We start from the raw sequence: 23,778 nt of genomic DNA, 5'->3' as shown, positions 1-23,778 counted from the left end.
TGGGGTTCATTAGGAGTTTCACGATGGAAATGCTGAAGTTTGGTAAGTTTGCTGCTCTGGCTCTGGCTCTGTCCGTAGCCGTTGGTTGCTCGTCTAAAGGCGGCGACAATGCCGGTGAAGGCGCAGCTGTTGATCCAAACGCTGGTTACGGCGCTAACACTGGTGCGGTTGACGGCTCCCTGAGCGAAGAAGCTGCTCTGCGCGCTATCACCACTTTCTACTTCGAATACGACAGTTCGGACCTGAAACCAGAAGCCATGCGCGCTCTGGACGTTCACGCGAAAGACCTGAAAGCTAACGGCGCTCGCGTTGTTCTGGAAGGTAACACCGACGAACGTGGTACTCGTGAGTACAACATGGCACTGGGCGAGCGTCGTGCGAAAGCCGTTCAGCGCTACCTGGTACTGCAAGGTGTTGCTCCAGGCCAACTGGAACTGGTTTCCTACGGTAAAGAGCGTCCAGTTGCTACTGGCCACGACGAGCAGTCCTGGGCTCAAAACCGTCGCGTCGAACTGCGTAAGTAATTCGTCATGCGAACGTGCCGTCGTGCTCTGACTGTATTGGCTCTCAGCCTCGCACCGCTTGCGGTGTGGGCTGCGGTTCCTGTAACGGATAGCAACTCGGGCTATAACAATAGCGGGAGCAGCTATCCGCCAGCAGGTTATGGCACGAACGGCGCCTATGCGGGGGGAGCGGCTACGTCCGCTCCCTCGGCACAGGGCGAACTGTTCAACCAGCTGCAACGCATGCAGGATCAATTGGCGCAGCAACAGGGCGCAATTGAAGTACTGCAGAATCAAGTGAACCAGCTGAAGCAAGAAGGCCTGGAGCGATACCAGGATCTTGATCGACGTATTGGAGCCGGCGTTACACCTGCCGCAACTCCTGATAATTCTTCTGCCGGTGGCGCGCCAAGCGCTGCTGCCGGCGGTGCAGCAGCGGGCGCGGCTGCCAGCCAAGCCCCTGCGGCGAGCAGTGAACCGGGCGATCCGGCCAAGGAAAAGCTGTATTACGATGCAGCTTTCGACCTGATCAAGGCCAAGGATTTCGATAAGGCCAGCCAGGCCTTTACCGCTTTCCTGCGCAAGTACCCGAACAGCCAGTACGCGGGCAACGCCCAATACTGGCTGGGCGAAGTCAACCTGGCAAAGGGTGACCTGCAGGGGGCGGGCCAGGCGTTCGCCAAGGTCAGCCAGCTGTACCCCAAGCACGCCAAGGTACCGGATTCGCTGTACAAGCTCGCTGATGTAGAGCGCCGCCTGGGTCATACCGACAAGGTGAAAGGCATTCTGCAGCAGGTGGTGGCCCAATATCCGGGTACTTCCGCTGCCCAGTTGGCCCAACGGGACCTGCAGCGCTTGTAAGCGATGCAATCCGTTTAGAAGAAACCCGCGCCTGTCGCGGGTTTTTTCGTTAGAATCCACGCCCTTTTATGAAACACGCTTTTTGGGGCCTGCGCGTTGGCGGGGTCTCTTGAAGTGCCTGACGGAGGCGGACAGCCTGTTTAGCTGTTACGCCCGTGGCGATTATGCAAGACACATTACGTATTACCGAAGTTTTTTACTCGTTGCAGGGTGAAACGCGGACGGCTGGGCTGCCCACCGTTTTTGTGCGCCTGACCGGTTGCCCCTTGCGTTGCCAATACTGTGACAGCGCCTACGCCTTCAGTGGCGGCACGGTGCGCACCCTTGATGACATCCTGGAGCAGGTTGCCGGCTACAAGCCGCGCTACGTCTGCGTGACCGGCGGTGAGCCGCTGGCCCAGCCCAATGCTATCCCTTTGCTCAAGCAGCTGTGCGACGCCGGCTACGAAGTCTCGCTCGAGACCAGCGGCGCCTTGGATATCTCTGCGGTGGACCCACGCGTCAGCCGCGTGGTCGACCTCAAGACCCCAGGCTCCAAGGAAGCGCACCGCAACCGCTACGAGAACATCGACCTGCTGACGGCCAATGACCAGGTCAAGTTCGTCATCTGTTCCCGTGACGACTACGACTGGGCAAATTCCAAGCTGATCCAATATGGCCTGGATCGCCGTGCAGGCGAAGTCCTGTTTTCGCCGAGCCACCATGACTTGAACGCACGCGACCTCGCCGATTGGGTGGTGGCGGACAATCTACCGGTGCGCCTGCAATTGCAGCTGCATAAATACCTTTGGAACGACGAGCCAGGGCGCTGATATGACTGAACACACGATGAACCAAAAACGTGCGGTAATCCTGCTGTCCGGCGGCCTCGACTCCGCCACGGTGGTGGCTATGGCGCAGGCTGAAGGCTATAGCTGCTACACCATGAGTTTCGACTACGGCCAACGGCATCGTGCCGAGTTGAGCGCCGCCGCCCGTGTCGCCCGTGACATGGGTGTGGTCGAGCACAAGGTGATTGGCCTCAACCTCAACGGTATCGGCGGCTCCGCGCTGACCGACAGCAGCATCGACGTACCGCAGGCGCCCAGCGAAGGGATCCCGGTGACCTACGTGCCTGCACGTAACACCGTATTCCTGTCCCTGGCCCTGGGTTGGGCGGAAGTGCTCAACGCTCGCGATATCTTTATTGGCGTGAACGCAGTGGATTATTCCGGCTACCCGGACTGCCGTCCGGAGTTCGTCGAGTCGTTCGAACGCATGGCCAACCTGGCGACAAAAGCCGGCGTAGAGGGGCAAGGCTTCCGCATCCTGGCGCCGCTGCAAAACCTGAGCAAAGCCGATATCGTCAAGGCAGGCGTAGGACTTGGCGTTGATTATTCGCTGACTGTTTCCTGCTACCTGGCAGACGATGACGGCCGTGCTTGTGGGAAATGCGACAGCTGCCGGCTGCGTGCAGAAGGCTTCCAAGCGGCCGGAATCACTGACCCAACGCGTTATTTCTGATTTATTTCAAATAAGGTGTTGAATAATCCTTAGAAATCAGTATTATACGCGCCACCACACAGCGGGTCGTTAGCTCAGTTGGTAGAGCAGTTGGCTTTTAACCAATTGGTCGTAGGTTCGAATCCCACACGACCCACCATTTTTGGCGGTTTAGAAAATCCGGAAGGCCCACGCAAGTGAGGATTTCCGGGTTTTTTTTTGCCTGGGATTTGGCACCGTCGACGCGCAACAACCCTGCGGCGCATCCATTGCCTCGGGTCAGGCTTCGCTGATCTTGTTCACGCTGGACAGATGGCCATTCCAGACCATTTCATAGTGGGCCGTCTGGATGATCGAAGAGACCGGTCTTGGGGTCATCAGCGCCCAGCAATGATTGCCAGGCAAACGCACCGAGTTGTAGCGAAGGCCGGGGCAGCCGGCTTCCTTCACCGCCCGCCCCAGCGCACGGGCGTGGGCGTAGTCGTCAGGGTCATACAGAGGGTCGATCATCGGCAGCGAGGTCACGTCTTTCATCAGGCGTTGCGCGAAGGTGCAGGTCAGGCCTCGAAAAACGAAGCGCTCGTAATTGAGCCCGCGGACCTTTTGCCAGTATTTCTCTTGATGATGGTGCACCTCCGCAAGCGCGGTCTCCATGGTGGCGGCCAGGTACAGCACGCCGAAGCTGCCATCACTGAAGCGGGAACCTTCGGGGTTGACGTGGGTGAAGGGCGCCGTTGCATAAGAGCAGCCCGAAATACCAAACGGAATGTCCTTGCGGGGTATCAGCTCGATGCGCCCCACTTCGTTTTTCAGCCTGGGGTTGGTCAGCGCCTGGATGTGGTAGAGGGTTTCGAATTCGTCCGCATCGGCGACATCATCAAACAAGGCGATTGGCGGAAACTTGGAGTTGACCAAGCGATAGGCTTGTACCTGCCCACCCGGCAGATCAACCAGGCGTGCCAGCATTACCATTGCGCTCCACGCAAGACATCGATCCGGCGATACGTTTCATACAGGGAAATCATGTCCCCCTGCGCCATGACTTCAAGCGGCGTGCGGCCGTTGAAGAAACTGTTGTCGTTCGCCATCGACGCAAATCCATAGACGTTTTCGGGGTTATCAAAAACCAGGCGCAGTGCTGCGTGGATGTTGAGTACGAGACTGATGCGCTGCATCTGATCCGCGTCCAGGCTCACCGACCAAGCTGTATCGCCCTGTTTGGCTCGGGTGAAGGTGCTGCGGGAAATGCGCAGGACACGGCAAGCCTGATCGCTCGATGCCTGCCATTTTTCGAGGATGCCCACTGCTGCGCGAAGACCGGTTACGCATTGATCTTTGGTGAAAGCCTGCGCTTGGGAAACGGCTGTCATTGCTGGACTCCTCTGATATGCGTCTGTGGAATCAAATATAGATCAATTGCATCTATGGATGCAAATCTGCCTGGCTCTGACCAACGGCATCTTCGATGCATGGCTTTTTGCTATTTACGTACTGTCAATTGAGTGAAGTCTTGGTTAGATTAAGCATTGTTCAGCTCAAGACAGGGATCGTCATGACGACGCTTTCGCCTATAGGCGCCACCCAGCTACTTATCTTTCGTCCGACTGAGGCGCCGACCTCCACACTAGCGCCAAATGCAGACGCCAGCATCACGCGGCCTTCTTCGGTAGTCAGCCTGGGCAACGACGTCTCCGATACGCTCGCCAATACCTATTCCCGCCATGGGCAATTCCCTGGTCAGGAAACCGTGCGTGCCTGGGAGAGCGATAGCCAGACTGAGCTGAGTAAAACCCTCGACGCCAATTTCAACTCACTGTCCACGGCCAAGCGTTTTAATGGCATCGGCACCGGCCTGATCGCGCAATTCGTCAAGGGTGGCGGGGCGGGTTTTTCACAATCGGTGATGTACGCAAGTGCCGACCGGGCGCAAAACGCCGGTGAGATCAAGGCCGATCAAAGCCTGCTGCATAGCAAGGCCGACAACCTGGTGAGCCTCAGCATCAAGACCGCCAGTGGCAAGACCGTCACGTTCAGCCTTTCCAGCCAGTCCGAGGGTCTGGGCGTGCAGGCCACCGTGGATGGCGGCACGTTGAGCGATTCGGAACTCGAAGCAGTAGGCAAATTGGGGAGTGCTTTCCAGGCCAGCGTGGATGGTTTGACAGCAACGCCGCCCAAGCTCGACCTGAGCCAGCTTACGCAGTTTGATTCCAGGCTGCTGGCCTCAGTGGACCTCAGCGTCAAGCTCAAGACACTGGATGGCCAGGGCTTGAGCCTGGCCTTTCACGCCGACACTCAAAGCCGCACCACGCGCTTGAGTGGCGCGCTGGGCCAACTGGACCTGGCCGTCGATCTGCAAAACAGCGCAATCCTGGGTGACGCCAAGCAACAGGCCAAGGCGCTGAAAAGCTACCTGGCCCAATTTGAACGGGCACAGGAGCGCGGCAACGCCAAACCGGAACTGATGGCGATGTTCAAAGACGCCTTCAGTGCCATGAACGCCAGTTATCCACAGGGCGCGTCGTTGCCGCAAGCGCTGACGCGCAACCCCACGGATCAGAACATGCAGACCGGCTTGGCGGACTTCAAGGCGTCGCTCAAGCAGGCCAGTGAGTCGACCAACCCGATGCGACCGTCCGAGGTCGACGGTTTTGCTTATGAAGTCTCGCAAAAGACTCGCGTCGGCGGCACCAGCACCTTGGACCGCAGCATCAGCCAGGTTCAGCAATCGAGCCTCTCCGCCAGTTTCCATAAAGGCCTAAGGGGGGAAAAGGCCCCGGCCCTGGATGGCAGCGCTGAATCGCAGAATTACCTCTATGTGCAGGTACAGGACAAGGCCAGCAGTTTGGCTACGCTTGGGTACAAGGACGGCATGCTGACCGACGCTTCCGTATCGCAAGAGGCCAGTCAGAACACCCGTACGCAAAAGTACGTGATGGGCAAGCGGGTGGACGAAACCTTCGTGCCCGCGCAGGCCTCGGTCAAGCGCGATTACCTGGTGCTGCTCGAATACGCGGCCAAGGAGAGCGAGAAGTCCGAGGACGCGCTGGAGACGTCCAGTCTGAAAGACGCGCTGGCCAACCTGCAGGCTTCGGTAATACTGCAGGAAGATCCGTCCGCGTTGGTGCGCTGACGCAGGCTAAAAAAAACGGGGAACCCCAGCCGTGGGGTTCCCCGTTTTTTTGCCCGACAGGCGCACCGGCGAATGCCAGATTAGGCTTTTGAAACCCTTGGATATTCTGTAGCCTTGCGCAGCTTCACCTGAACCCGTGCTTGATGAACACAACCACTTCATCCGGCGGCGCCCGAAGGGCACCAGAGCCGGTGGTACACTCGACTTTCGCGCTTACTGCGCCTGCAGGTCTTGCGAACATGACGCAAATTTCCGAACGCCTTCTGGTTCAAGCCCACCTCGACGCCAAGCAGCCCAAGGCCCTCAGCGCCGATGAAGAGGCAAGCCTGCGTGCAGCCATCGCCGCTGAGCTCAAAGCCCAGGACGCGGTGTTGGTTGCCCACTTCTACTGTGACCCGGTGATTCAGGCCTTGGCCGAAGAGACCGGCGGCTGTGTCTCCGACTCCCTGGAAATGGCCCGTTTCGGCGCCGCCCACCCGGCCAAGACCGTGTTGGTCGCCGGAGTGCGTTTCATGGGCGAGACCGCCAAGATCCTCACGCCCGACAAACGCATCCTCATGCCTACCCTTGAAGCCACGTGCTCCCTGGACCTGGGTTGCCCGGTGGATGAGTTCTCGGCGTTCTGCGATCAGCATCCCGAGCGCACCGTGGTGGTGTATGCCAACACGTCGGCTGCGGTCAAGGCGCGGGCGGACTGGGTGGTGACCTCCAGCTGCGCCCTGGAAATCGTCGAGAGCCTGATGGACAACGGCGAGACGATCATCTGGGGCCCGGACAAGCACCTGGGGACTTACATCCAGCGCCAGACCGGCGCCGACATGCTGCTGTGGGACGGTGCCTGCATCGTCCACGAAGAGTTCAAGTCCAAGCAGCTCGAAGACATGAAGGCGCTGTACCCGGACGCAGCCATCCTGGTGCACCCGGAGTCGCCGACGGCGGTGATCGAACTGGCCGACGCCGTGGGGTCGACCAGCCAACTGATTGCGGCCGCCCAGCGCCTGCCGAACAAGACCTTTATCGTCGCCACCGACCGTGGCATCTTTTACAAGATGCAGCAGTTGTGCCCGGACAAGGTCTTTGTCGAAGCACCTACCGCCGGCAACGGCGCCGCGTGCCGCAGTTGCGCGCATTGCCCGTGGATGGCGATGAATACGCTGGAGCGCACGCTGCAGTGCCTGCGCGAAGGCAGCAACGAGATCTTCGTCGAGCCGTCGGTGATTCCCCACGCGGTGCGCCCGCTCAAGCGCATGCTCGACTTCACCCAGGCAGCGCGCCTCAAACTGGCCGGCAACGCCTGATCCGAGGCTGAACACTGATCAAAATGTGGGAGCTGGCTTGCCTGCGACTGCGGTGAGTCAGCACCGGGTACTTTGGCTGGAAGACCGCCATCGCAGGCAAGCCAGCTCCCACAATGGTTCTTCAGCGTTCCGTGCTACTTCTTCTGCTTCGGAATCCGCACCAGCTGCGTATCCGAATAGATGTCATGCCAGCTGCGTTTGCGCTTATCAAACAGCGACCAGATAAACCCCAGCCCCACGCACAACCACGACGCAATCGACACCACAAAGCGCAACAGCGCCTGCCACAGGCTGATCCGCGAGCCATCGGCGTTCTGTACGCGCACGCCCCACACCTGCATGCCCAGGGTCTGCCCGGAATGGGTCCAGAACTTGGCGAAGAAGCCAAACAGTACAAACAGCAGAATCGTCGACAGCAACGGATCGCCGTCCAGCGCACCGGATTCGGTGAGGGTGCGCATCCTGGCTTCGCCCACGAACGCGATCCAGATCAGCTTGTAGATGAAGGCGGTGACGATCAGCAGGGCGGTGCACAACAGGAAGTCATAGAACATTGCTGCCAGGCGACGGCCCAGGCCAACGGCGGGGAATTCGCCTTGGGGGCTCAACAGGGGTTTGGACATGGCAGGGCGCTCTTGTAAAAAAAGCCATTTTACGAGCAATCGCACATAAAAAAGCCCCTGATGTCACCATCAGGGGCTTTTTGTCGCAGGAGGGATCAGCCTTCTGCTTGTACTTCGTCAGCCTGCATGCCTTTCTGGCCTTGCACAGCAACGAATGTCACTTTCTGGCCTTCTTTCAGGCTCTTGAAGCCGTTGCCCTGAATAGCGCGGAAATGCACGAACAGATCCGGACCGCTTTCTGGCGTGATAAAACCAAACCCTTTCTCGTCGTTAAACCACTTGACGGTACCGCTCTGACGATCAGCCATTTTCTTCTTTCCTTTGACGCTAAAAATTAATGACAGCCCCTTTCACATGAAAGAGTACTGGGCTGGGTTGCAGGAAAGTAAGAGACGTCGAACGGGTTGTAGCACTACTACTTCAGCTACTGCCCAGGTCCAGGTTCCAAGCGACCCATGCAAACACAGTGGGCAAACTCTACGCCAACTAACGCAGAAAAAACAAGCCCTGCAAATGCGCCGGTTTTGCTGGGGAAGATTGCAATTAGGTGAATAAATTCGGGGTCGGCTTATTCGATAGAGTCGATCACTTGTTATAGCCAGGCTCTTAAATAAAGACTATCGCTAGTGCACTGTTTTATGGCGGTTGCGTTACAGATTAGTGCACGTCAACGCAACCGCGTTACTTATAGAAACAGCCAATCAGCCGCGGTAGTAACGTTGCGGTACAAATGGCATTTTACTTACACGCAGCGGCACCTTTTTCCCACGCACCAGCGCAGAAACTTCAGTGTCCAGTGCGATAAATGCACTGTCGAGGTAACCCATGGCCAGCGGTCCACCCAGGGACGGACCGAAGCCACCGCTGCAGACGCTGCCTATCACGGTGCCATCTGCGTCGACAATCTCCGCGCCTTCACGCACAGGCGTGCGTTCCTGTGGCAACAGGCCTACGCGTTTGCGGCTCACACCGGTTTGTTGCTGGGTGAAGATCTTGTCTGCACCCGGGAAGCCACCGGCACGCGCACCGTCGGCGCGACGGGCCTTGGAGATCGCCCACAACAGGCTGGCTTCAATCGGCGTGGTGTCGGTGTTCATGTCATGGCCGTACAGGCACAGGCCGGCTTCCAGGCGCAGCGAGTCGCGGGCACCCAGGCCGATGGCCTGCACTTCGGTCTCGGCCAGCAAGCTGCGGGCCAGACTTTCGGCGTTGGCGGCGGGCACGGAAATTTCAAAACCGTCTTCACCGGTGTAGCCGGAACGGCTGACGTAGCAGTCCACGCCCAGCAGGCGCAGGGTGGTGAACTGCATGAACGTCATCCTGGTGACTTCCGGGGCCAGGCGCGCCAGCACCTTTACTGCCGCCGGGCCTTGCAAGGCCAGCAGTGCACGTTCTTCAAACAGCGGCTCAATGCCGCACTGGTCGCCGATATGCTGGTGCAGGTGCGCCAGGTCCTGGTCCTTGCAGGCGGCGTTGACCACCAGGAACAGCTCATCGTTACCCAGGTTGGCCACCATCAGGTCATCGAGAATACCGCCCTGGTCATTGGTGAACATCGCATAGCGCTGCATGCCCACCGGCAGGTCGATGATGTCGACCGGCACCAGGGTTTCCAGGGCCTTGGCGGCATTGGCGCCGGTGAGGCGGATCTGGCCCATGTGGGACACGTCGAACAACCCGGCCTGATCACGGGTGTGTTGGTGTTCTTTCATCACACCCAGCGGGTATTGCACCGGCATGTCGTAGCCGGCGAAGGGCACCATGCGCGCGCCGAGCTCGAGGTGCAGGGCGTGCAGTGGGGTTTTCAACAGGGTTTCGGTGGACATATTCAGCTCCTGAAAAACGTGCTGGCGCGCCGTTGGGCCTCAGCACTCGATAATGTTGACCGCCAAACCGCCACGGGCGGTTTCCTTGTATTTGCTTTTCATGTCGGCGCCGGTCTGGCGCATGGTGCGGATCACCTTGTCGAGGGAAACGAAGTGCTGCCCATCGCCACGCAACGCCATGCGCACCGCATTGATGGCCTTGACCGAGCCCATGGCATTGCGCTCGATGCAGGGCACCTGGACCAACCCGCCAATCGGGTCGCAGGTCAGGCCGAGGTTGTGCTCCATGCCGATCTCGGCGGCGTTTTCCACCTGGGAAACCGTCCCGCCCAAGACTTCGCACAGCGCACCAGCGGCCATGGAACAAGCCACGCCGACTTCGCCCTGGCAGCCGACTTCGGCGCCGGAGATCGAGGCGTTTTCCTTGTACAGAATGCCGATGGCGGCGGCGGTGAGCAGAAAGCGCACGACGCCGTCTTCATTCGCGCCGGGGATAAAGCGCATGTAGTAATGCAGCACGGCCGGCACAATCCCGGCCGCACCGTTGGTGGGCGCCGTGACCACGCGCCCGCCGTTGGCGTTTTCTTCGTTGACCGCCAGGGCGTAGAGGTTGACCCAGTCGAGCACCGACAACGGATCGCGCAGCGCCGACTCCGGGTGTTTGCACAGCTGGCGATGCAAGGCGGCTGCGCGCCGCTTGACCTTCAGCCCTCCCGGCAAAATCCCTTCATTGCGGCAACCGGCGTCGACGCAGTCCTGCATCACCCGCCAGATTTTCAGCAGCCCGGCACGGGTTTCCGCTTCTGGGCGCCAGGCGCTTTCATTGGTCAGCATCACTTGGCTGATGGACAGCCCGTAAGTGGTGCAATGGCCGAGCAAGTCCTTGGCATGCTTGAACGGGAAGGTCAGTGGCGTGGCGTCTTCGACGATTCGGTCGGCGCCGGCGGCGTCTTCATCCACCACAAACCCGCCGCCGACCGAGTAGTACTCGCGACTGCGGATCTGGATATGGGCGGCGTCGAAGGCACGAAAGATCATGCCGTTGGGGTGATAGGCGAGGGGTTTGCGAATCATCGCCAAGTGTTCTTTCTCGTTGAACGCAATGCTGTGTTCACCGAGCAGGTTCAGGCGGCCGTCCTTGCGCATCTGCGCCAGGCGCGTGGCCACGGTTTCGGTATTGACGGTGTCAGGGTGTTCGCCTTCCAGGCCCAGCAGCACGGCTTTGTCGCTGCCGTGGCCTTTGCCGGTGGCGCCGAGCGAACCGTAGAGTTCTACCTTGATGCTGGTGGTGGCGCTCAGCAGGTTGTCACGCTTGAGGCCTTCGACGAATCGAGCGGCCGCGCGCATCGGGCCGACGGTGTGGGAACTGGAGGGGCCGATGCCAATCTTGAACAGGTCGAACACGCTTAACGACATGAGTTGTTCTCCGGTTTCTTATTATTTATCGGGTGTACTCGGTACACCTGCAAGAGGTTTATGTGGGAGGCTGGCTTGCCTGCGATAGCATCACCTTGGTCTACCTGTCAGACCGAGGTGCTTGTATCGCAGGCAAGCCAGCTCCCACACAAGCCAGCTACCATTGACCGAGTTTCGCCAGTCAGATCAGGCGTAACTCTCGATCGACGGGCACGCACACACCAGGTTGCGATCACCAAACACGTTGTCGACCCGACCCACCGGCGGCCAGTACTTGCCTTCGACCAACGAGGCCACCGGGTACACGGCCTGTTCGCGGCTGTACGGGTGCGTCCATTCACCCACCAGTTCCGCCGCGGTGTGCGGGGCGTTCTTGAGCGGGTTGTCGTCCTTGTCCAGCGTGCCGTTCTCCACCGCGCGGATCTCTTCGCGGATCGCGATCATGGCGTCGCAGAAGCGGTCCAGTTCTTCCTTGGATTCGCTTTCGGTCGGCTCGATCATCAAGGTGCCGGCCACCGGGAACGACATGGTCGGTGCATGGAAGCCAAAGTCGATCAGTCGCTTGGCTACGTCATCCACGCTGATGCCGCTGCTGTCTTTGAGCGGGCGCAGATCCAGGATGCATTCGTGCGCCACCAGGCCGTTGCTGCCGGTGTAGAGCACCGGGTAATGCTCTTCCAGGCGACGGGAGATGTAGTTGGCGTTCAGGATCGCCAGTTGCGAAGCGCGCTTGAGGCCCGCGCCGCCCATCATGCTGATGTACATCCAGGTGATCGGCAGGATGCTCGCGCTGCCGAACGGCGCCGCGCACACCGCGCCTTCCTTGCGCGCCATGGCCGCATGGCCCGGCAGGAACGGCGTGAGGTGCGACTTGACGCCAATCGGGCCAACGCCCGGGCCGCCACCGCCGTGGGGGATGCAGAAGGTCTTGTGCAGGTTCAGGTGGGACACGTCGCCGCCGAACTTGCCCGGTGCGCACAGGCCGACCATAGCGTTCATGTTGGCGCCGTCGATGTACACCTGGCCGCCGTTGTCGTGGATGATCGCGCAGATGTCGCGGATGCCTTCTTCGAACACGCCGTGGGTGGAAGGGTAGGTGATCATCAGCGCGGCGAGGTGATCGCGGTGCTCGATGGCCTTGGCGCGCAGGTCTTCGATGTCGACGTTGCCGCGGGCGTCGCAGGCGGTGACGACCACACGCATGCCCGCCATGTTGGCGGTGGCGGGGTTGGTGCCGTGGGCCGACGATGGGATCAGGCAGATGTCGCGACGCGCATCGCCACGGCTCTGGTGGTACGCACGAATAGCCAACAGGCCGGCGTATTCGCCCTGGGAACCGGCGTTCGGCTGCAGGGAAATAGCGTCGTAACCGGTGGCTGCGCAGAGCATGGCTTCCAGGTCGGAGGTCAGCTCCAGGTAGCCGGCGCTCTGCTCCGCCGGGGCGAACGGGTGCAGGGCGCCGAACTCGGCCCAGGTCACCGGGATCATTTCGCTGGCGGCGTTGAGCTTCATGGTGCACGAGCCCAGCGGGATCATGGTGCGGTCCAGCGCCAGGTCCTTGTCGGCCAGCTTACGCAGGTAGCGCATCAGCTCGGTTTCGGAGTGATAACGGTTGAACACCGGGTGGCTGAGGATCGGCGACTGGCGCAGCAGCGCGGCCGGCAGGGTGCTTTCGGTGGCGGCGAAGGCGGGCAGGGGCTTGCCGTCGGCGAAGATCGCCCACAAGGCTTCGATATCGGCCTGGGAGGTGGTTTCGTCGACTGACAGGCCAACGCGCTCGGCGTCCACCACGCGCAGGTTGATGCGCTGGGCGCGAGCCTTGTCGTGCAGGGCGGCGGTGCCGGCGCCGGTGTTGAGGGTCAGGGTGTCGAAGAAATGGTGTTGCTCGACCTTCACGCCCAGGGCAACCAGGCCCTTGGCCAGGATCGCGGTCAGCTGGTGCACGCGTTGGGCGATCTGGGTCAGGCCTTTGGGGCCATGGTACACGGCGTACATGCTGGCGATGTTGGCCAGCAGCACCTGCGCGGTGCAGATGTTGCTGGTGGCTTTCTCGCGGCGGATATGTTGCTCGCGGGTCTGCATGGCCAGGCGCAGGGCCGGCTTGCCGAAACGGTCCACGGACACACCGACCAGGCGGCCCGGCATGTCGCGCTTGAACGCATCCTTGGTAGAGAAGTACGCCGCGTGCGGGCCACCAAAGCCCAGCGGCACGCCGAAGCGTTGCGCGCTACCGATGGCCACGTCGGCGCCGAACTCTCCCGGCGGGGTCAGCAGGGTCAGGGCGAGCAGGTCGGCGGCAACAGCGACCAGCGCATTGGCGGTGTGGAAGCGCTCGGTCAGTTCGCGATAATCAAACACGTCACCGTTGCTGGCCGGGTATTGCAGCAGGGCGCCGAAGAATGGGCTGGCGTCGGTCAGTTCGCGCTCATCGCCCACGACCACCTCGATACCCAGGGGCTCGGCGCGGGTGCGCAGCACGTCGAGGGTTTGCGGGTGGCTGTGGATCGAAGCGAAGAAGGCGTTGCTGCCCTTGTTCTTGCTCAGGCGCTTGCAGAACGTCATGGCTTCGGCGGCGGCGGTGGCTTCGTCGAGCAGGGAGGCGTTGGCGATCGGCAAGCCGGTGAGGTTGCTGATCAGGGTCTGGAAATTCAGCAGCGCTTCCAGGCGGCCCTGGGAAATTTCTGGCTGGTACGGGGTGTACGCGGTGTACCAGGCGGGGTTTTCCAGCAGGTTGCGCAGGATCGGCGACGGCGTATGGCAGTTGTAGTAGCCCTGGCCGATGTAAGTCTTGAACAGTTGGTTCCTGGCGGCGATGGCCTTGATCTTGGCCAGGGCCTCGGCTTCGCTCAGGCCGTCCTCCAGGCCGAGCACGCTGGTGCCCTTGATGCTTTCCGGGATCACGCTGGCGCTCAGGGCTTCGAGGGAGTCAAAGCCCAGGCTGGCCAGCATATGCTGCTCATCTTCCTGGCGCGGGCCGATGTGGCGGGCGATGAACTCGTTGGCAGTGCTCAAATTGATCGTCATGGCGCGCTCCTCAGGCTTCGGCGTTGGCTTTGATCAGGCGGTCGTACGCGTCCTGATCCAACAGTTTAGCGACCGCTGCGGCATCGGCCGGTTTAAAGCGGAAGAACCAACCTTCGCCCATCGGGTCTTCGTTGACCAGTTCCGGGCTGCCATCGAGCTTTTCGTTTACTTCGAGCACTTCACCGTCCAGAGGCATGTACACGCCGCTGGCGGCCTTGACCGATTCCACGGTGGAGGCCTCGGCGCCCTTGGCGTAGGCCTGCAGCTCGGGCAGTTGCACGAACACCACATCACCCAGCGCATTCTGCGCGAAAGCGGTGATACCCACGGTGACGCTGCCGTCAGCTTCGGCGCGCAGCCATTCGTGATCTTCAGTGAAACGCAACTCGCTCATGCAAACTCCTCAGGGCCAGAATGATCTGGTGGACGGGATTGGAATGGGGAGTTGCTTAGCAATATCGCGGCCAACACGATTAAGTCGTTTTAAAACAACAGGTTATGAAAATCCGGCATAAACCTGCTGGATTTGGCTGTAGCGATTTCGCTACAGATGGGCGCGCGAAAAAAAGCCTATGTGGATCAAAGCCTTGCATGGCGCGTAAAAAGCAGCGATGTAGCGATATCGTTACACTGTAGCGCTTTCAGTACACTGGATGTCGTTCCCAGACCAAAATTTGCATTGTGGTCATGTGGGAGCTGGCTTGCCTGCGATGGCGGTCTATCAGGCACAGTGGGCTGACTGATCCACCGCTATCGCAGGCAAGCCAGCTCCCACACAAGCCCGCTCCCACAGTTTGTTCTCTGTGTATTCAGGGCTTGTTGGGGATGCCGTATTTGCGCAGGCGGTGAGCAATCGCCGTATGGGAGGTTTGCAGCCGGCTCGCCAATTGGCGGGTCGAGGGATAACTGGCGTAGAGTTTTTCCAGCAGGCTGCGTTCGAAATCTTCCATGGCCTGTTCCAGGCTGTCGACATCGCCGTCACCCTGGCGCGCCACCGACGTACCGGCGATGTCCAGGTCACCGATGTCCACCAGGCTGCTTTCACAGATGGCGGCGGCGCGAAAAATCACGTTTTGCAGTTGGCGTACGTTGCCCGGCCAACGGTTGCCCAATAGCGCCGGGTACGTGCCGGGCGCCAGGCGGCAGACGGGGCGCTGGATCTGCGCGCAGGCCTGCTGCATGAAGTAGCGCGCCAGCAACAGGATGTCCTGGCCGCGTTCGCGCAGCGGCGGCACTTCGACGTTGAGCACGTTGAGGCGGTAGAACAGGTCTTCGCGGAAGGTGCCCTCGCTGACCATTTTTTCCAGGTCACGGTGCGTGGCGCTGAGGATGCGCACATTGACCTTCACTTCACGGTCGCCACCGACCCGACGGAAGCTGCCGTCATTGAGAAAACGCAGCAGCTTGGCTTGCAGGTACGGCGACATCTCACCGATCTCATCGAGAAACACCGTGCCCTGGTTGGCCAGTTCCATCAGCCCCGGCTTGCCCCCGCGTTGCGCACCGGTAAAGGCGCCGGGGGCATAACCGAACAGTTCGCTCTCGGCGAGGTTTTCCGGCAGCGCCGCGCAGTTCAAGGCAAGGAACGGTGCGCTGTGGCGTGCGCTGATCGCATGGCAGGCACGCGCCACCAATTCCTTGCCAGTGCCGGTTTCGCCCTGGATCAGCAGCGGCGCATCCAACGCCGCCACGCGCTGCGCGCGCGCCTTGAGCGTGCGAATGGCCGGGGATTCGCCGAGCAACGCGTCAAACCCTTCGGCATGGTCGTGGTGCAGTGCCGACAGTTGCTCGCCGATGCGGTTGGGTTGGTAAAGGGTCAGCAGGGCGCCGGCGTCGGTGATGGGCGTGGCGTCCAGCAGCAAGGTCTGGCCGTTGACGCTGATCTCGCGCAACGGCAGGCGAAAGCCGTGTTCGAGCAAGGCGTCCAACAGCGCCGGGTCGTTGAACAGTGCGCTGATGCTCTCTCCGGCCGGTTCGCGACCATACAGGGCAATCAATGCGGGGTTGGCCAACAGGATCGTGCCCGCGCTGTCCAGCGCCAGCACCGGGTCGGTCATGGCGGCCAGCAGGGCGTCGAGTTGCAGGTGGCGGCGCTGGCCGGGGAGGATGTCGACCACGGTCACCGCCTGTACGCCGTGCACGCTGAACAGCGCGTCGCGCAGCTCTTCCAGCACTTGGGCACTCAGGGTCGGGGCGTCGATATAGACGTTGGGCGGCACCATCTCCACGGCATCCAGGTTGAGATTGCGCCCACCGAGCAAGGCCAGGACTTCCTGGGTGATGCCGACGCGGTCGATGAAGCTGACGTGGATACGCATGGAGACGATTCTGGAAAACGAGGCGGCAAGTATGCCTTGGAGACGATGCAGATCAAAATGTGGGAGCTGGCTTGCCTGCGATGGCGGTGTGTCAGCCAACTTATGTGTGGCTGACACACCGCCATCGCAGGCAAGCCAGCTCCCACAGGGGTATGCATGTTGCTATTGCAGGTGTTCAGGCTTGATCGGGTCGCCTGATTTCACATCCAACTGATGCCGCACATCCTCGAACATCAAGTCGTACTGCTTGTGCATCGAGCCATTCAACACGGCCATCTTCGGCATGCCGTATTTTTGCGCGATGTTCATCGCATGCCGCGCAAAGTCGAACGCCTGGTCCTTGGGCAGGAAGAACTCCTCCTTGAGGTCCTTGCCCTGCACCGAACCGTGCAGTTTGAACAGCATGCCCTTGCCTTCCTTTGGGTCCTGGCTGACTTCGTAGTCGATGTGCAGGTTGTAGCTGTAGTCATGCTCGTTGAGCGCGTGACGCTCGACGTGCAGGTGCCCCGGTTCAAACGTGGCCATAGGCGTATCTCCTCTACTTCACAGATAGGTGATGCCAGGTCTTGCCGTGCTGATACGGGTGCCGGCGCTGCCCTGGACGATGGCTTCGATGTCCGAGAGTGAACCGATGACGGCGGTTTTGCCAGTCTGGCGGGCGAACTCGCAGGCCGCTTGCACCTTGGGGCCCATGGAACCGGCGGCGAAGCCGAGCTTTTCGATTTCGTCAGGGTGGGCCTGGCCGATGGCTTTCTGGGTGGGCTTGCCGTAGTCGATGAAGGCGGCATTGACGTCAGTGGCGATCACCAGCAGATCGGCGTCCAGTTGCGCGGCCAGCAAGGACGAGCACAGGTCTTTGTCGATCACCGCTTCGATGCCCTGCAGCTTGCCGTCTTCGCCATACATCGTTGGAATGCCGCCGCCGCCGGCGCAGATCACGATGCTGCCTTTTTCCAGCAACCATTGGATCGGGCGGATTTCAAAGATGCGCTTGGGGCGTGGGCTGGCGACCACGCGGCGGTATTTGTCGCCGTCCGGCGCGATGGCCCAGCCTTTTTCGGCGGCGAGTTTTTCGGCTTCGGCCTTGGCATACACCGGGCCGATAGGTTTGGTCGGGTTCTGGAACGCCGGGTCCTTGGCGTCCACTTCGACCTGGGTCAGCAAGGTGGCGAAGGGCACTTCGAAGTCCAGCAAGTTGCCCAGTTCCTGTTCGATGATGTAGCCGATCATGCCTTCGGTTTCGGCGCCCAGCACGTCCAGCGGGTAGGGTGAAACGCTGGTGTAGGCCGCCGCCTGCAACGACAGCAGGCCGACCTGCGGGCCGTTGCCGTGGGCGATCACCAACTCGTTGCCGGCGTGGATCCTGGCGATCTGTTCGGTAGCGATGCGGATATTGGCCCGTTGGTTGTCCGCCGTCATGGGTTCACCACGGCGCAGAAGGGCGTTGCCGCCCAGGGCTACGACGATGCGCATAAAGAAATCCTTCTGAAAATCCTGATGAAGGAACGCGGTCAATGTGGGAGCTGGCTTGCCTGCGATGGCATCGCCTCGGTCTACCTGATAAACCGAGGTGCCTGCATCGCGGGCAAGCCCGGCTCCCACAGTGATCGCATTGCCAAGGTGACCGCTTAGATATCCGCCAACGCCGACACCAGAATCGCCTTGATCGTATGCATGCGGTTTTCCGCCTGCTCGAAGGCGATGTTGGCCGGCGACTCGAACACTTCCTCGGTCACTTCCACGCCATTGGCCAGGTTCGGATAGCGTGCGGCGATGTCCTTGCCCACCTTGGTTTCGCTGTTATGGAACGCCGGCAGGCAGTGCATGAATTTCACGCGCGGGTTGCCCGAGGCTTTCATCATCTTGGCGTTGACCTGGTACGGCAGCAGTTGCTCGATGCGCTCGTCCCACGCTTCCACCGGCTCACCCATCGACACCCAGATATCGGTGTGGATGAAGTCGACACCCTTGACCGCCTCGGCCGGGTCTTCGGTGATGGTGATGCGCGCGCCGCTCTCCTCGGCGAAGGCCTGGCATTGCTTGATGAAATCGTCGTGGGGCCACAGGGCTTTTGGCGCGCCGATGCGCACGTCCATGCCGAGTTTGGCGCCGATCATCAGCAACGAGTTGCCCATGTTGTAGCGCGCGTCACCGAGATAGGCGTAGCTGATGTCATGCAGCGGCTTGTCGCTGTGTTCGCGCATGGTCAGGGTGTCGGCGATCATTTGCGTCGGGTGGAACTCGGCGGTCAGGCCGTTGAACACCGGTACACCGGCGAACTTGGCCAGCTCTTCGACGATCTCCTGCTCGAAGCCACGGTACTCGATGGCATCGAACATGCGCCCGAGTACGCGGGCGGTGTCTTTCATGCTTTCCTTGTGGCCGATCTGCGACGACACCGGGTCGATGTAGGTGACGTGGGCGCCCTGGTCATGGGCGGCGACTTCGAACGCGCAACGGGTGCGGGTCGAAGTTTTTTCGAAGATCAGCGCGATGTTCTTGCCCTGCAGATGCGGACGCTCGGTGCCGGTGTACTTGGCGCGCTTGAGGTCGCGGGACAGGTCCAGCAGGTAGTGCAGCTCGCGGGTGGTGTGGTGCATCAGCGACAGCAGGCTGCGGTTGCGCATATTGAAAGCCATGAGGGAATCTCCTTAATAGTCGATAGGGTCGCGGATGATCGGGCAGGTCATGCAGTGGCCGCCGCCACGGCCGCGGCCGAGTTCACCGGCGCTGATGGTGATGACTTCCACGCCGGCCTTGCGCAGCAGGGTGTTGGTGTAGGTGTTGCGGTCGTAACCGATCACCACGCCTGGCTCCACGGCCACCACGTTGTTGCCGTCATCCCATTGTTCGCGCTCGGCGGCGAAGCTGTTGCCGCCGGTCTCGACCACGCGCAGGGCCTTGAGGTTGAGCGCTGCGGCGACGGTGTCGAGGAAGTTGGTGGTCTCGCGCTGGATATCGATACCGTGCGGCTTGCTCTCGTCAGGGCGCAGGGTGAAGGGCACGATCTGGTTGACCACTTCGGGGAAGACCGTGACCAGGTCGCGGTCGCAAAAGCTGAACACGGTGTCCAGGTGCATCGCCGCACGGGATTTCGGCAGGCCGGCGACGATCACCCGTTCCACCGCCTTGTTCTTGAACAGGTTGCGCGCCAGTTGGCCGATAGCCTGATGGGACGAGCGTTCGCCCATGCCGATCAACACCACGCCATTGCCGATAGGCATCACGTCACCGCCTTCCAGCGTGGCGGCGCCGTGTTCCTGGTCGGGGTCGCCGTACCAGATCTGGAAGTCCGCGTTGGTGAACTCGGGGTGGAACTTATAGATGGCGCTGGCCAGCAGGGTTTCCTGGCGGCGCGCCGGCCAGTACATCGGGTTGAGCGTCACGCCGCCGTAGATCCAGCAGGTGGTGTCGCGGGTGAACTGGGTATTGGGCAGCGGCGGCAGAATGAAGCTCGAATGGCCAAGAAACTCGCGGAACATTTCGATGGTGCGGCCACCGAAACTGCTCGGCAAGTCATCGGCCGACACGCCGCCGATCAGGAATTCGGTGATCTTGCGCGGCTCCAGGCTGCGCAGCCAGGAGTTGACCTCATCGACCAGGCCCAGGCCCACCGTATTGGCGGTGATCTTGCGGGCCAGGATCCAGTCCAGGGCTTCGGGGATGGCGACGATATCGGTCAGCAGGTTGTGCATTTCCAGCACATCAATGTCCCGCTCGCGCATCTTGGTCACAAAGTCGAAATGGTCGCGCTTGGCCTGGGCCACCCACAGCACATCATCGAACAGCAGTTCGTCGCAATTGTTCGGCGTCAGCCGCTGATGGGCCAAGCCTGGGGAGCACACCATGACTTTGCGCAGTTTGCCGGCTTCGGAATGTACGCCGTACTTCACTTTTTCCGTGGTCATTACAGATTCTCCAGTCAGAATTACAGGGTCAGGAAGCCGTCGTAGAGCCCATAGGCCGCCACCAGGGCGCCTACGACCACTGCGGCGAAAATCAGCTTCTCGACATTGGTGAAGATGGGTTTGCCCAGTTCACGCTTGGCCTTGGCGAACAGGATCGCGCCGGGGGCGTAGAGCAGGGCGGAGAGCAGCAGGTATTTGGTGCCGCCGGCGTAGAGCAGCCAGATCGCGTAGATCAGGGCGACGGCGCCGATGAACAGGTCTTTGCGGCGTTCCTTGAGGGCGTTTTCGTAGGTCTCGCCGCGTACCGCCAGTAGCACGGCATAGGCCGCCGACCACAGGTAAGGCACCAGGATCATCGAGGTGGCGAGATAGATCAGCGACAGGTAGGTGCTGGCGGAAAACAATGTGATCACCAGGAACACTTGGACCATCGCGTTGGTCAGCCACAGCGCGTTGACCGGCACGTGGTTGGCGTTTTCCTTGCGCAGGAATGCCGGCATGGTGTGGTCCTTGGCGGCGGCGAACATGATCTCCGCGCACAGCAGCACCCATGACAGCAACGCGCCGAGCAGCGAGATGATCAAACCGACGCTGATCAGCACCGCGCCCCAGTGGCCCACTACGTGTTCCAGCACGGCGGCCATCGACGGGTTCTGCAGCTTGGCCAATTCCGGTTGGGTCATGATCCCCAGGGACAGCACGTTCACCAGCATCAGGAACAGCAGCACCGTGATAAAACCGATCACCGTGGCCTTGCCGACGTCGGAACGTTTTTCCGCGCGGGACGAGAAGATGCTCGCGCCTTCGATACCGATGAACACCCACACGGTGACCAGCATCATGTTGCGCACCTGATTCATCACGCTGCCCAGGTCCGGGTTTTTCACGCCCCAGATATCAGCGGTGAAGATCTCCAGCTTGAATGCGAACACGGCAATCAGCACGAACAGCACCAGCGGCACCACCTTGGCGACGGTGGTCACCAGGTTGATGAACGCCGCTTCCTTGATGCCGCGCAGCACCAGGAAATGCACGGCCCACAGCAGCACCGACGCGCCGATCACGGCCGCCGGCGTATTGCCTTCGCCGAAGATCGGAAAGAAATAACCGAGGGTGCTGAACAGCAATACGAAGTAACCGACGTTGCCCAGCCAGGCACTGATCCAGTAACCCCAGGCCGACGAAAAACCCATGTAGTCGCCGAAGCCGGCCTTGGCGTAGGCATAGACGCCGCCGTCGAGGTCGGGTTTGCGGTTGGCGAGGGTCTGGAACACAAACGCGAGGGTCAACATGCCGATGGCGGTAATTACCCAGCCGATCAATACCGCACCGACATCGGCGCTGGCGGCCATGTTTTGCGGCAGTGAGAAGATCCCGCCGCCAATCATCGAGCCCACGACGAGTGCAACCAGTGCACCTAATCGAAGTTTTCCGGGAGAATCAGACATCGCATAACTCCAATGCAGGAGAACAGAGACCACAGAATAATTCCGTGCGCTAATCAAACAGCTGACTCAGATCACTTCATTGGCACATTCCATTGTGAATTAACGACTTGGAGTGGAAACTTACGGGCGATAGAATCCTCGGAAAAAGCGCTTTTCAGAGCCGTTTCGCTTATTGATTAATCATTTAGTCAATGCCGTGGACGTTTGACGCTAGCCCCTTTTCCAAGATGCGCAAACTTTATTGAAAGCCGTTTTTGGCAAAACACCCTAAAACCTTAAGGCACCTGCAGTATTTAAAATCTAAATAGGCCTAAACTTGTATAACGGTCATGTCATTGGGGTATGAGCCTATCTCTTTTATCGCCATCGCTAATAAACGTTACACTTCACAAGTTATTTAAAGCGCGTGCGCGGATGTTTGCTCACGGTATTATTTTTCAGGAGTGTCCATGTCCCAACCGGCCCAAAAACTTCGACTCAGCGCCCTGATCGCCCTGGTGGTGGGGTCGATGATTGGCGGCGGGATTTTTTCCTTGCCGCAAAACATGGCCGCCCGCGCCGAGGTGGGGGCGGTATTGATCGGCTGGGCGATTACTGCGGTTGGCATGCTGACCCTGGCGTTCGTGTTCCAGACCCTGGCCAACCGCAAACCCGAGCTGGATTCTGGGGTATACGCCTACGCCAAGGCGGGTTTCGGCGACTACATGGGGTTCTCGTCGGCCTGGGGTTATTGGATCAGCGCGTGGATGGGCAACGTCGGTTACTTCGTGTTGCTGTTCAGCACCCTCGGTTACTTTTTCCCGGTGTTCGGCCAGGGCAATACGCCGGTGGCCATCGGCTGTGCGTCGTTGTTGCTGTGGGCTGTGCATTTTCTGGTTCTGCGCGGGATCAAGGAGGCGGCGTTCATCAACCAGGTCACCACCGTGGCCAAGATCGTGCCGCTGCTGATGTTTATCGCGATCGCGGCCGTGGCGTTCAAGGCGGATATTTTTACCCGGGATATCTGGGGCCTGGGCAACCCGCAGATCGGCAGCGTGGTGGACCAGGTGCGCAACATGATGCTGGTCACTGTGTTTGTGTTTATCGGGATCGAGGGTGCCAGCGTTTACTCGGCGCGGGCCGAGAAACGCTCGGACGTCGGCCGCGCCACGGTCATCGGCTTTCTCGGCGTACTGGCACTGCTGGTGCTGGTGAATGTGCTGTCGCTGGGGATCATGAGCCAGCCGGAGCTCGCGCAATTGCAGAACCCGTCCCTGGCCGGTGTGCTGGAGCATATCGTCGGGCCATGGGGGGCGATGGCAATCAGCATCGGCCTGGCGGTCTCGTTGCTCGGCGCCTTGCTGTCCTGGGCGCTGCTCTGTGCGGAAATCCTCTACGCCACCGCCCAGGACAAGACCATGCCGGCGTTCCTGAAAAAGGAGAACGCCAACCAGGTGCCGGTCAACGCGCTCTGGCTGACCAATGTGATGATCCAGGTCTTCCTGGTGATCACGCTGTTTTCCCACAGCACCTACACCACACTGATCTACCTGGCGTCCTCGATGATCCTGGTGCCCTACCTGTGGTCGGCGGCCTATGCCGTGTTGTTGAGCGGGCGCGGTGAAACCTACGAAAGTGCTCACGGCCAGCGCATGAAAGACCTGCTGGTGGGCCTCATTGCCCTCGGCTACGCCGTGTGGCTGCTCTACGCCGGGGGCCTGAAGTACCTGCTGCTGTCGGCGTTGCTTTATGCGCCGGGCGTGATCCTGTTTGCCCTCGCCAAGCGAGAACAGGGTCAGCCTTTGTTTACCCACGTGGAAAAGGGCATTTTCAGCTGCGTGATCGCTGGCGCAGGGCTGGCGGCCTATGGGTTGTATAGCGGGGTGTTGTCGCTTTGATTGGGGTGGCTGTGCTTGCGTCATCGCGGGCAAGCCCGCTCCCACAGTTGGAATGCGGTCAAAG

The 23,778-nt window shown here is 60.5% G+C and carries 21 protein-coding genes and 1 tRNA gene; 8 read left to right on the top strand and 14 right to left on the bottom strand.

Features of this window, described 5'->3' with window-relative positions; genetic code table 11:
• Positions 1–23 precede the first annotated feature (23 nt).
• The 5 genes from pal (at position 24) to BLL36_RS01650 (ending at position 3,006) form a co-directional block, all read left to right on the top strand.
• Complete coding sequence (gene pal / locus BLL36_RS01670) at positions 24–524, top strand: peptidoglycan-associated lipoprotein Pal (protein ID WP_003209827.1); 501 nt, start codon at positions 24–26, stop codon at positions 522–524.
• Positions 525–530: 6 nt separating this feature from the next.
• Positions 531–1,364, top strand: a complete 834-nt coding sequence (gene ybgF, locus BLL36_RS01665; protein ID WP_076949742.1) for a tol-pal system protein YbgF — start codon at positions 531–533, stop codon at positions 1,362–1,364.
• Between the two features lie 164 nt (positions 1,365–1,528).
• Positions 1,529–2,176, top strand: coding sequence for a 7-carboxy-7-deazaguanine synthase QueE (gene queE / locus BLL36_RS01660; protein ID WP_065873595.1), 648 nt, complete (start codon positions 1,529–1,531; stop codon positions 2,174–2,176).
• A 16-nt stretch (positions 2,177–2,192) separates the two neighbouring features.
• Positions 2,193–2,867 (top strand): 7-cyano-7-deazaguanine synthase QueC, encoded by a 675-nt coding sequence (gene queC / locus BLL36_RS01655; protein WP_162279238.1) that lies wholly within the window; start codon positions 2,193–2,195, stop codon positions 2,865–2,867.
• 63 nt (positions 2,868–2,930) lie between these two features.
• Positions 2,931–3,006, top strand: a tRNA-Lys gene (locus BLL36_RS01650).
• Between the two features lie 119 nt (positions 3,007–3,125).
• Here BLL36_RS01650 and BLL36_RS01645 read toward each other — a convergent pair.
• Both BLL36_RS01645 and BLL36_RS01640 read right to left on the bottom strand, forming a co-directional pair.
• On the bottom strand, positions 3,126–3,818 hold the full coding sequence (locus BLL36_RS01645) for an RES family NAD+ phosphorylase (protein ID WP_076949740.1): 693 nt from the start codon (positions 3,816–3,818) through the stop codon (positions 3,126–3,128).
• Positions 3,812–4,216 (bottom strand): antitoxin Xre-like helix-turn-helix domain-containing protein, encoded by a 405-nt coding sequence (locus BLL36_RS01640; RefSeq protein WP_076949739.1) that lies wholly within the window; start codon positions 4,214–4,216, stop codon positions 3,812–3,814. Before BLL36_RS01640 ends, BLL36_RS01645 begins: the two co-directional genes overlap by 7 nt.
• A gap of 182 nt (positions 4,217–4,398) precedes the next feature.
• Here BLL36_RS01640 and BLL36_RS01635 point away from each other — a divergent pair, with 182 nt between their 5' ends.
• The gene (locus tag BLL36_RS01635; protein WP_231998925.1) at positions 4,399–5,976 is read left to right on the top strand and encodes a lactate dehydrogenase; all 1,578 of its coding nucleotides are present in this window, start codon (positions 4,399–4,401) and stop codon (positions 5,974–5,976) included.
• A 239-nt stretch (positions 5,977–6,215) separates the two neighbouring features.
• Positions 6,216–7,274, top strand: a complete 1,059-nt coding sequence (gene nadA, locus BLL36_RS01630) for a quinolinate synthase NadA (RefSeq protein ID WP_076949738.1) — start codon at positions 6,216–6,218, stop codon at positions 7,272–7,274.
• Positions 7,275–7,408: 134 nt separating this feature from the next.
• On the opposite strand, the gene BLL36_RS01625 is transcribed toward nadA, so the two are convergent.
• The 12 genes from BLL36_RS01625 to arcD (BLL36_RS01570) form a co-directional block, all read right to left on the bottom strand.
• Complete coding sequence (locus BLL36_RS01625) at positions 7,409–7,897, bottom strand: RDD family protein (RefSeq protein WP_076949737.1); 489 nt, start codon at positions 7,895–7,897, stop codon at positions 7,409–7,411.
• Positions 7,898–7,992: 95 nt separating this feature from the next.
• Positions 7,993–8,205: a cold-shock protein gene (locus BLL36_RS01620; RefSeq protein WP_014339904.1), complete on the bottom strand. Its 213-nt coding sequence runs from the start codon at positions 8,203–8,205 to the stop codon at positions 7,993–7,995.
• A 393-nt stretch (positions 8,206–8,598) separates the two neighbouring features.
• Positions 8,599–9,723 carry a glycine cleavage system aminomethyltransferase GcvT gene (gcvT, locus tag BLL36_RS01615; protein ID WP_076949736.1) on the bottom strand — a complete coding sequence of 375 codons (1,125 nt, stop codon included), beginning with the start codon at positions 9,721–9,723 and terminating at the stop codon, positions 8,599–8,601.
• 39 nt (positions 9,724–9,762) lie between these two features.
• Positions 9,763–11,139, bottom strand: a complete 1,377-nt coding sequence (locus BLL36_RS01610; protein ID WP_076949735.1) for an L-serine ammonia-lyase — start codon at positions 11,137–11,139, stop codon at positions 9,763–9,765.
• A 186-nt stretch (positions 11,140–11,325) separates the two neighbouring features.
• Positions 11,326–14,163, bottom strand: coding sequence for an aminomethyl-transferring glycine dehydrogenase (gene gcvP, locus BLL36_RS01605; protein ID WP_076949734.1), 2,838 nt, complete (start codon positions 14,161–14,163; stop codon positions 11,326–11,328).
• Positions 14,164–14,173: 10 nt separating this feature from the next.
• Complete coding sequence (gene gcvH / locus BLL36_RS01600; protein ID WP_076949733.1) at positions 14,174–14,557, bottom strand: glycine cleavage system protein GcvH; 384 nt, start codon at positions 14,555–14,557, stop codon at positions 14,174–14,176.
• 415 nt (positions 14,558–14,972) lie between these two features.
• On the bottom strand, positions 14,973–16,481 hold the full coding sequence (locus BLL36_RS01595) for a sigma-54-dependent transcriptional regulator (protein ID WP_076949732.1): 1,509 nt from the start codon (positions 16,479–16,481) through the stop codon (positions 14,973–14,975).
• Between the two features lie 162 nt (positions 16,482–16,643).
• Positions 16,644–17,006, bottom strand: a complete 363-nt coding sequence (locus tag BLL36_RS01590) for a DUF5064 family protein (protein WP_076949731.1) — start codon at positions 17,004–17,006, stop codon at positions 16,644–16,646.
• Between the two features lie 18 nt (positions 17,007–17,024).
• Positions 17,025–17,954: a carbamate kinase gene (gene arcC / locus BLL36_RS01585; protein ID WP_076949730.1), complete on the bottom strand. Its 930-nt coding sequence runs from the start codon at positions 17,952–17,954 to the stop codon at positions 17,025–17,027.
• A gap of 155 nt (positions 17,955–18,109) precedes the next feature.
• Positions 18,110–19,120 (bottom strand): ornithine carbamoyltransferase, encoded by a 1,011-nt coding sequence (locus BLL36_RS01580; protein ID WP_076949729.1) that lies wholly within the window; start codon positions 19,118–19,120, stop codon positions 18,110–18,112.
• A 12-nt stretch (positions 19,121–19,132) separates the two neighbouring features.
• Positions 19,133–20,389, bottom strand: a complete 1,257-nt coding sequence (gene arcA, locus BLL36_RS01575) for an arginine deiminase (RefSeq protein WP_076949728.1) — start codon at positions 20,387–20,389, stop codon at positions 19,133–19,135.
• 20 nt (positions 20,390–20,409) lie between these two features.
• On the bottom strand, positions 20,410–21,837 hold the full coding sequence (gene arcD, locus BLL36_RS01570; protein WP_076949727.1) for an arginine-ornithine antiporter: 1,428 nt from the start codon (positions 21,835–21,837) through the stop codon (positions 20,410–20,412).
• Between the two features lie 449 nt (positions 21,838–22,286).
• On the opposite strand from arcD (BLL36_RS01570), the gene arcD (BLL36_RS01565) reads away from it, so the two are divergent.
• The gene (gene arcD / locus BLL36_RS01565; protein WP_076949726.1) at positions 22,287–23,714 is read left to right on the top strand and encodes an arginine-ornithine antiporter; all 1,428 of its coding nucleotides are present in this window, start codon (positions 22,287–22,289) and stop codon (positions 23,712–23,714) included.
• The last annotated feature ends 64 nt before the right edge of the window (positions 23,715–23,778 follow it).

It is taken from the genome of Pseudomonas cedrina subsp. cedrina, assembly GCF_001983175.1.
In the GTDB taxonomy this organism is placed as follows: Bacteria; Pseudomonadota; Gammaproteobacteria; order Pseudomonadales; family Pseudomonadaceae; genus Aquipseudomonas; species Aquipseudomonas cedrina.
The sequence above is the reverse complement of the archived record's forward strand: the minus strand, read 5'-3'. Positions and strand labels throughout refer to the sequence as shown.

Bases quoted from the DNA above. Each gene is read 5' to 3' on its own strand.
- BLL36_RS01620 (WP_014339904.1), bottom strand. From the start codon at position 8,205: ATGGCTGATCGTCAGAGCGGTACCGTCAAGTGGTTTAACGACGAGAAA.
- BLL36_RS01645 (WP_076949740.1), bottom strand. From the start codon at position 3,818: ATGGTAATGCTGGCACGCCTGGTTGATCTGCCGGGTGGGCAGGTACAA.
- ybgF (WP_076949742.1), top strand. From the start codon at position 531: ATGCGAACGTGCCGTCGTGCTCTGACTGTATTGGCTCTCAGCCTCGCA.
- BLL36_RS01580 (WP_076949729.1), bottom strand. From the start codon at position 19,120: ATGGCTTTCAATATGCGCAACCGCAGCCTGCTGTCGCTGATGCACCAC.
- BLL36_RS01595 (WP_076949732.1), bottom strand. From the start codon at position 16,481: ATGCGTATCCACGTCAGCTTCATCGACCGCGTCGGCATCACCCAGGAA.
- pal (WP_003209827.1), top strand. From the start codon at position 24: ATGGAAATGCTGAAGTTTGGTAAGTTTGCTGCTCTGGCTCTGGCTCTG.
- arcD (WP_076949727.1), bottom strand. From the start codon at position 21,837: ATGTCTGATTCTCCCGGAAAACTTCGATTAGGTGCACTGGTTGCACTC.
- queC (WP_162279238.1), top strand. From the start codon at position 2,193: ATGAACCAAAAACGTGCGGTAATCCTGCTGTCCGGCGGCCTCGACTCC.
- arcA (WP_076949728.1), bottom strand. From the start codon at position 20,389: ATGACCACGGAAAAAGTGAAGTACGGCGTACATTCCGAAGCCGGCAAA.
- gcvP (WP_076949734.1), bottom strand. From the start codon at position 14,163: ATGACGATCAATTTGAGCACTGCCAACGAGTTCATCGCCCGCCACATC.
- BLL36_RS01640 (WP_076949739.1), bottom strand. From the start codon at position 4,216: ATGACAGCCGTTTCCCAAGCGCAGGCTTTCACCAAAGATCAATGCGTA.
- nadA (WP_076949738.1), top strand. From the start codon at position 6,216: ATGACGCAAATTTCCGAACGCCTTCTGGTTCAAGCCCACCTCGACGCC.
- BLL36_RS01610 (WP_076949735.1), bottom strand. From the start codon at position 11,139: ATGTCGTTAAGCGTGTTCGACCTGTTCAAGATTGGCATCGGCCCCTCC.
- BLL36_RS01625 (WP_076949737.1), bottom strand. From the start codon at position 7,897: ATGTCCAAACCCCTGTTGAGCCCCCAAGGCGAATTCCCCGCCGTTGGC.
- BLL36_RS01635 (WP_231998925.1), top strand. From the start codon at position 4,399: ATGACGACGCTTTCGCCTATAGGCGCCACCCAGCTACTTATCTTTCGT.
- queE (WP_065873595.1), top strand. From the start codon at position 1,529: ATGCAAGACACATTACGTATTACCGAAGTTTTTTACTCGTTGCAGGGT.
- gcvH (WP_076949733.1), bottom strand. From the start codon at position 14,557: ATGAGCGAGTTGCGTTTCACTGAAGATCACGAATGGCTGCGCGCCGAA.
- gcvT (WP_076949736.1), bottom strand. From the start codon at position 9,723: ATGTCCACCGAAACCCTGTTGAAAACCCCACTGCACGCCCTGCACCTC.
- arcD (WP_076949726.1), top strand. From the start codon at position 22,287: ATGTCCCAACCGGCCCAAAAACTTCGACTCAGCGCCCTGATCGCCCTG.
- arcC (WP_076949730.1), bottom strand. From the start codon at position 17,954: ATGCGCATCGTCGTAGCCCTGGGCGGCAACGCCCTTCTGCGCCGTGGT.
- BLL36_RS01590 (WP_076949731.1), bottom strand. From the start codon at position 17,006: ATGGCCACGTTTGAACCGGGGCACCTGCACGTCGAGCGTCACGCGCTC.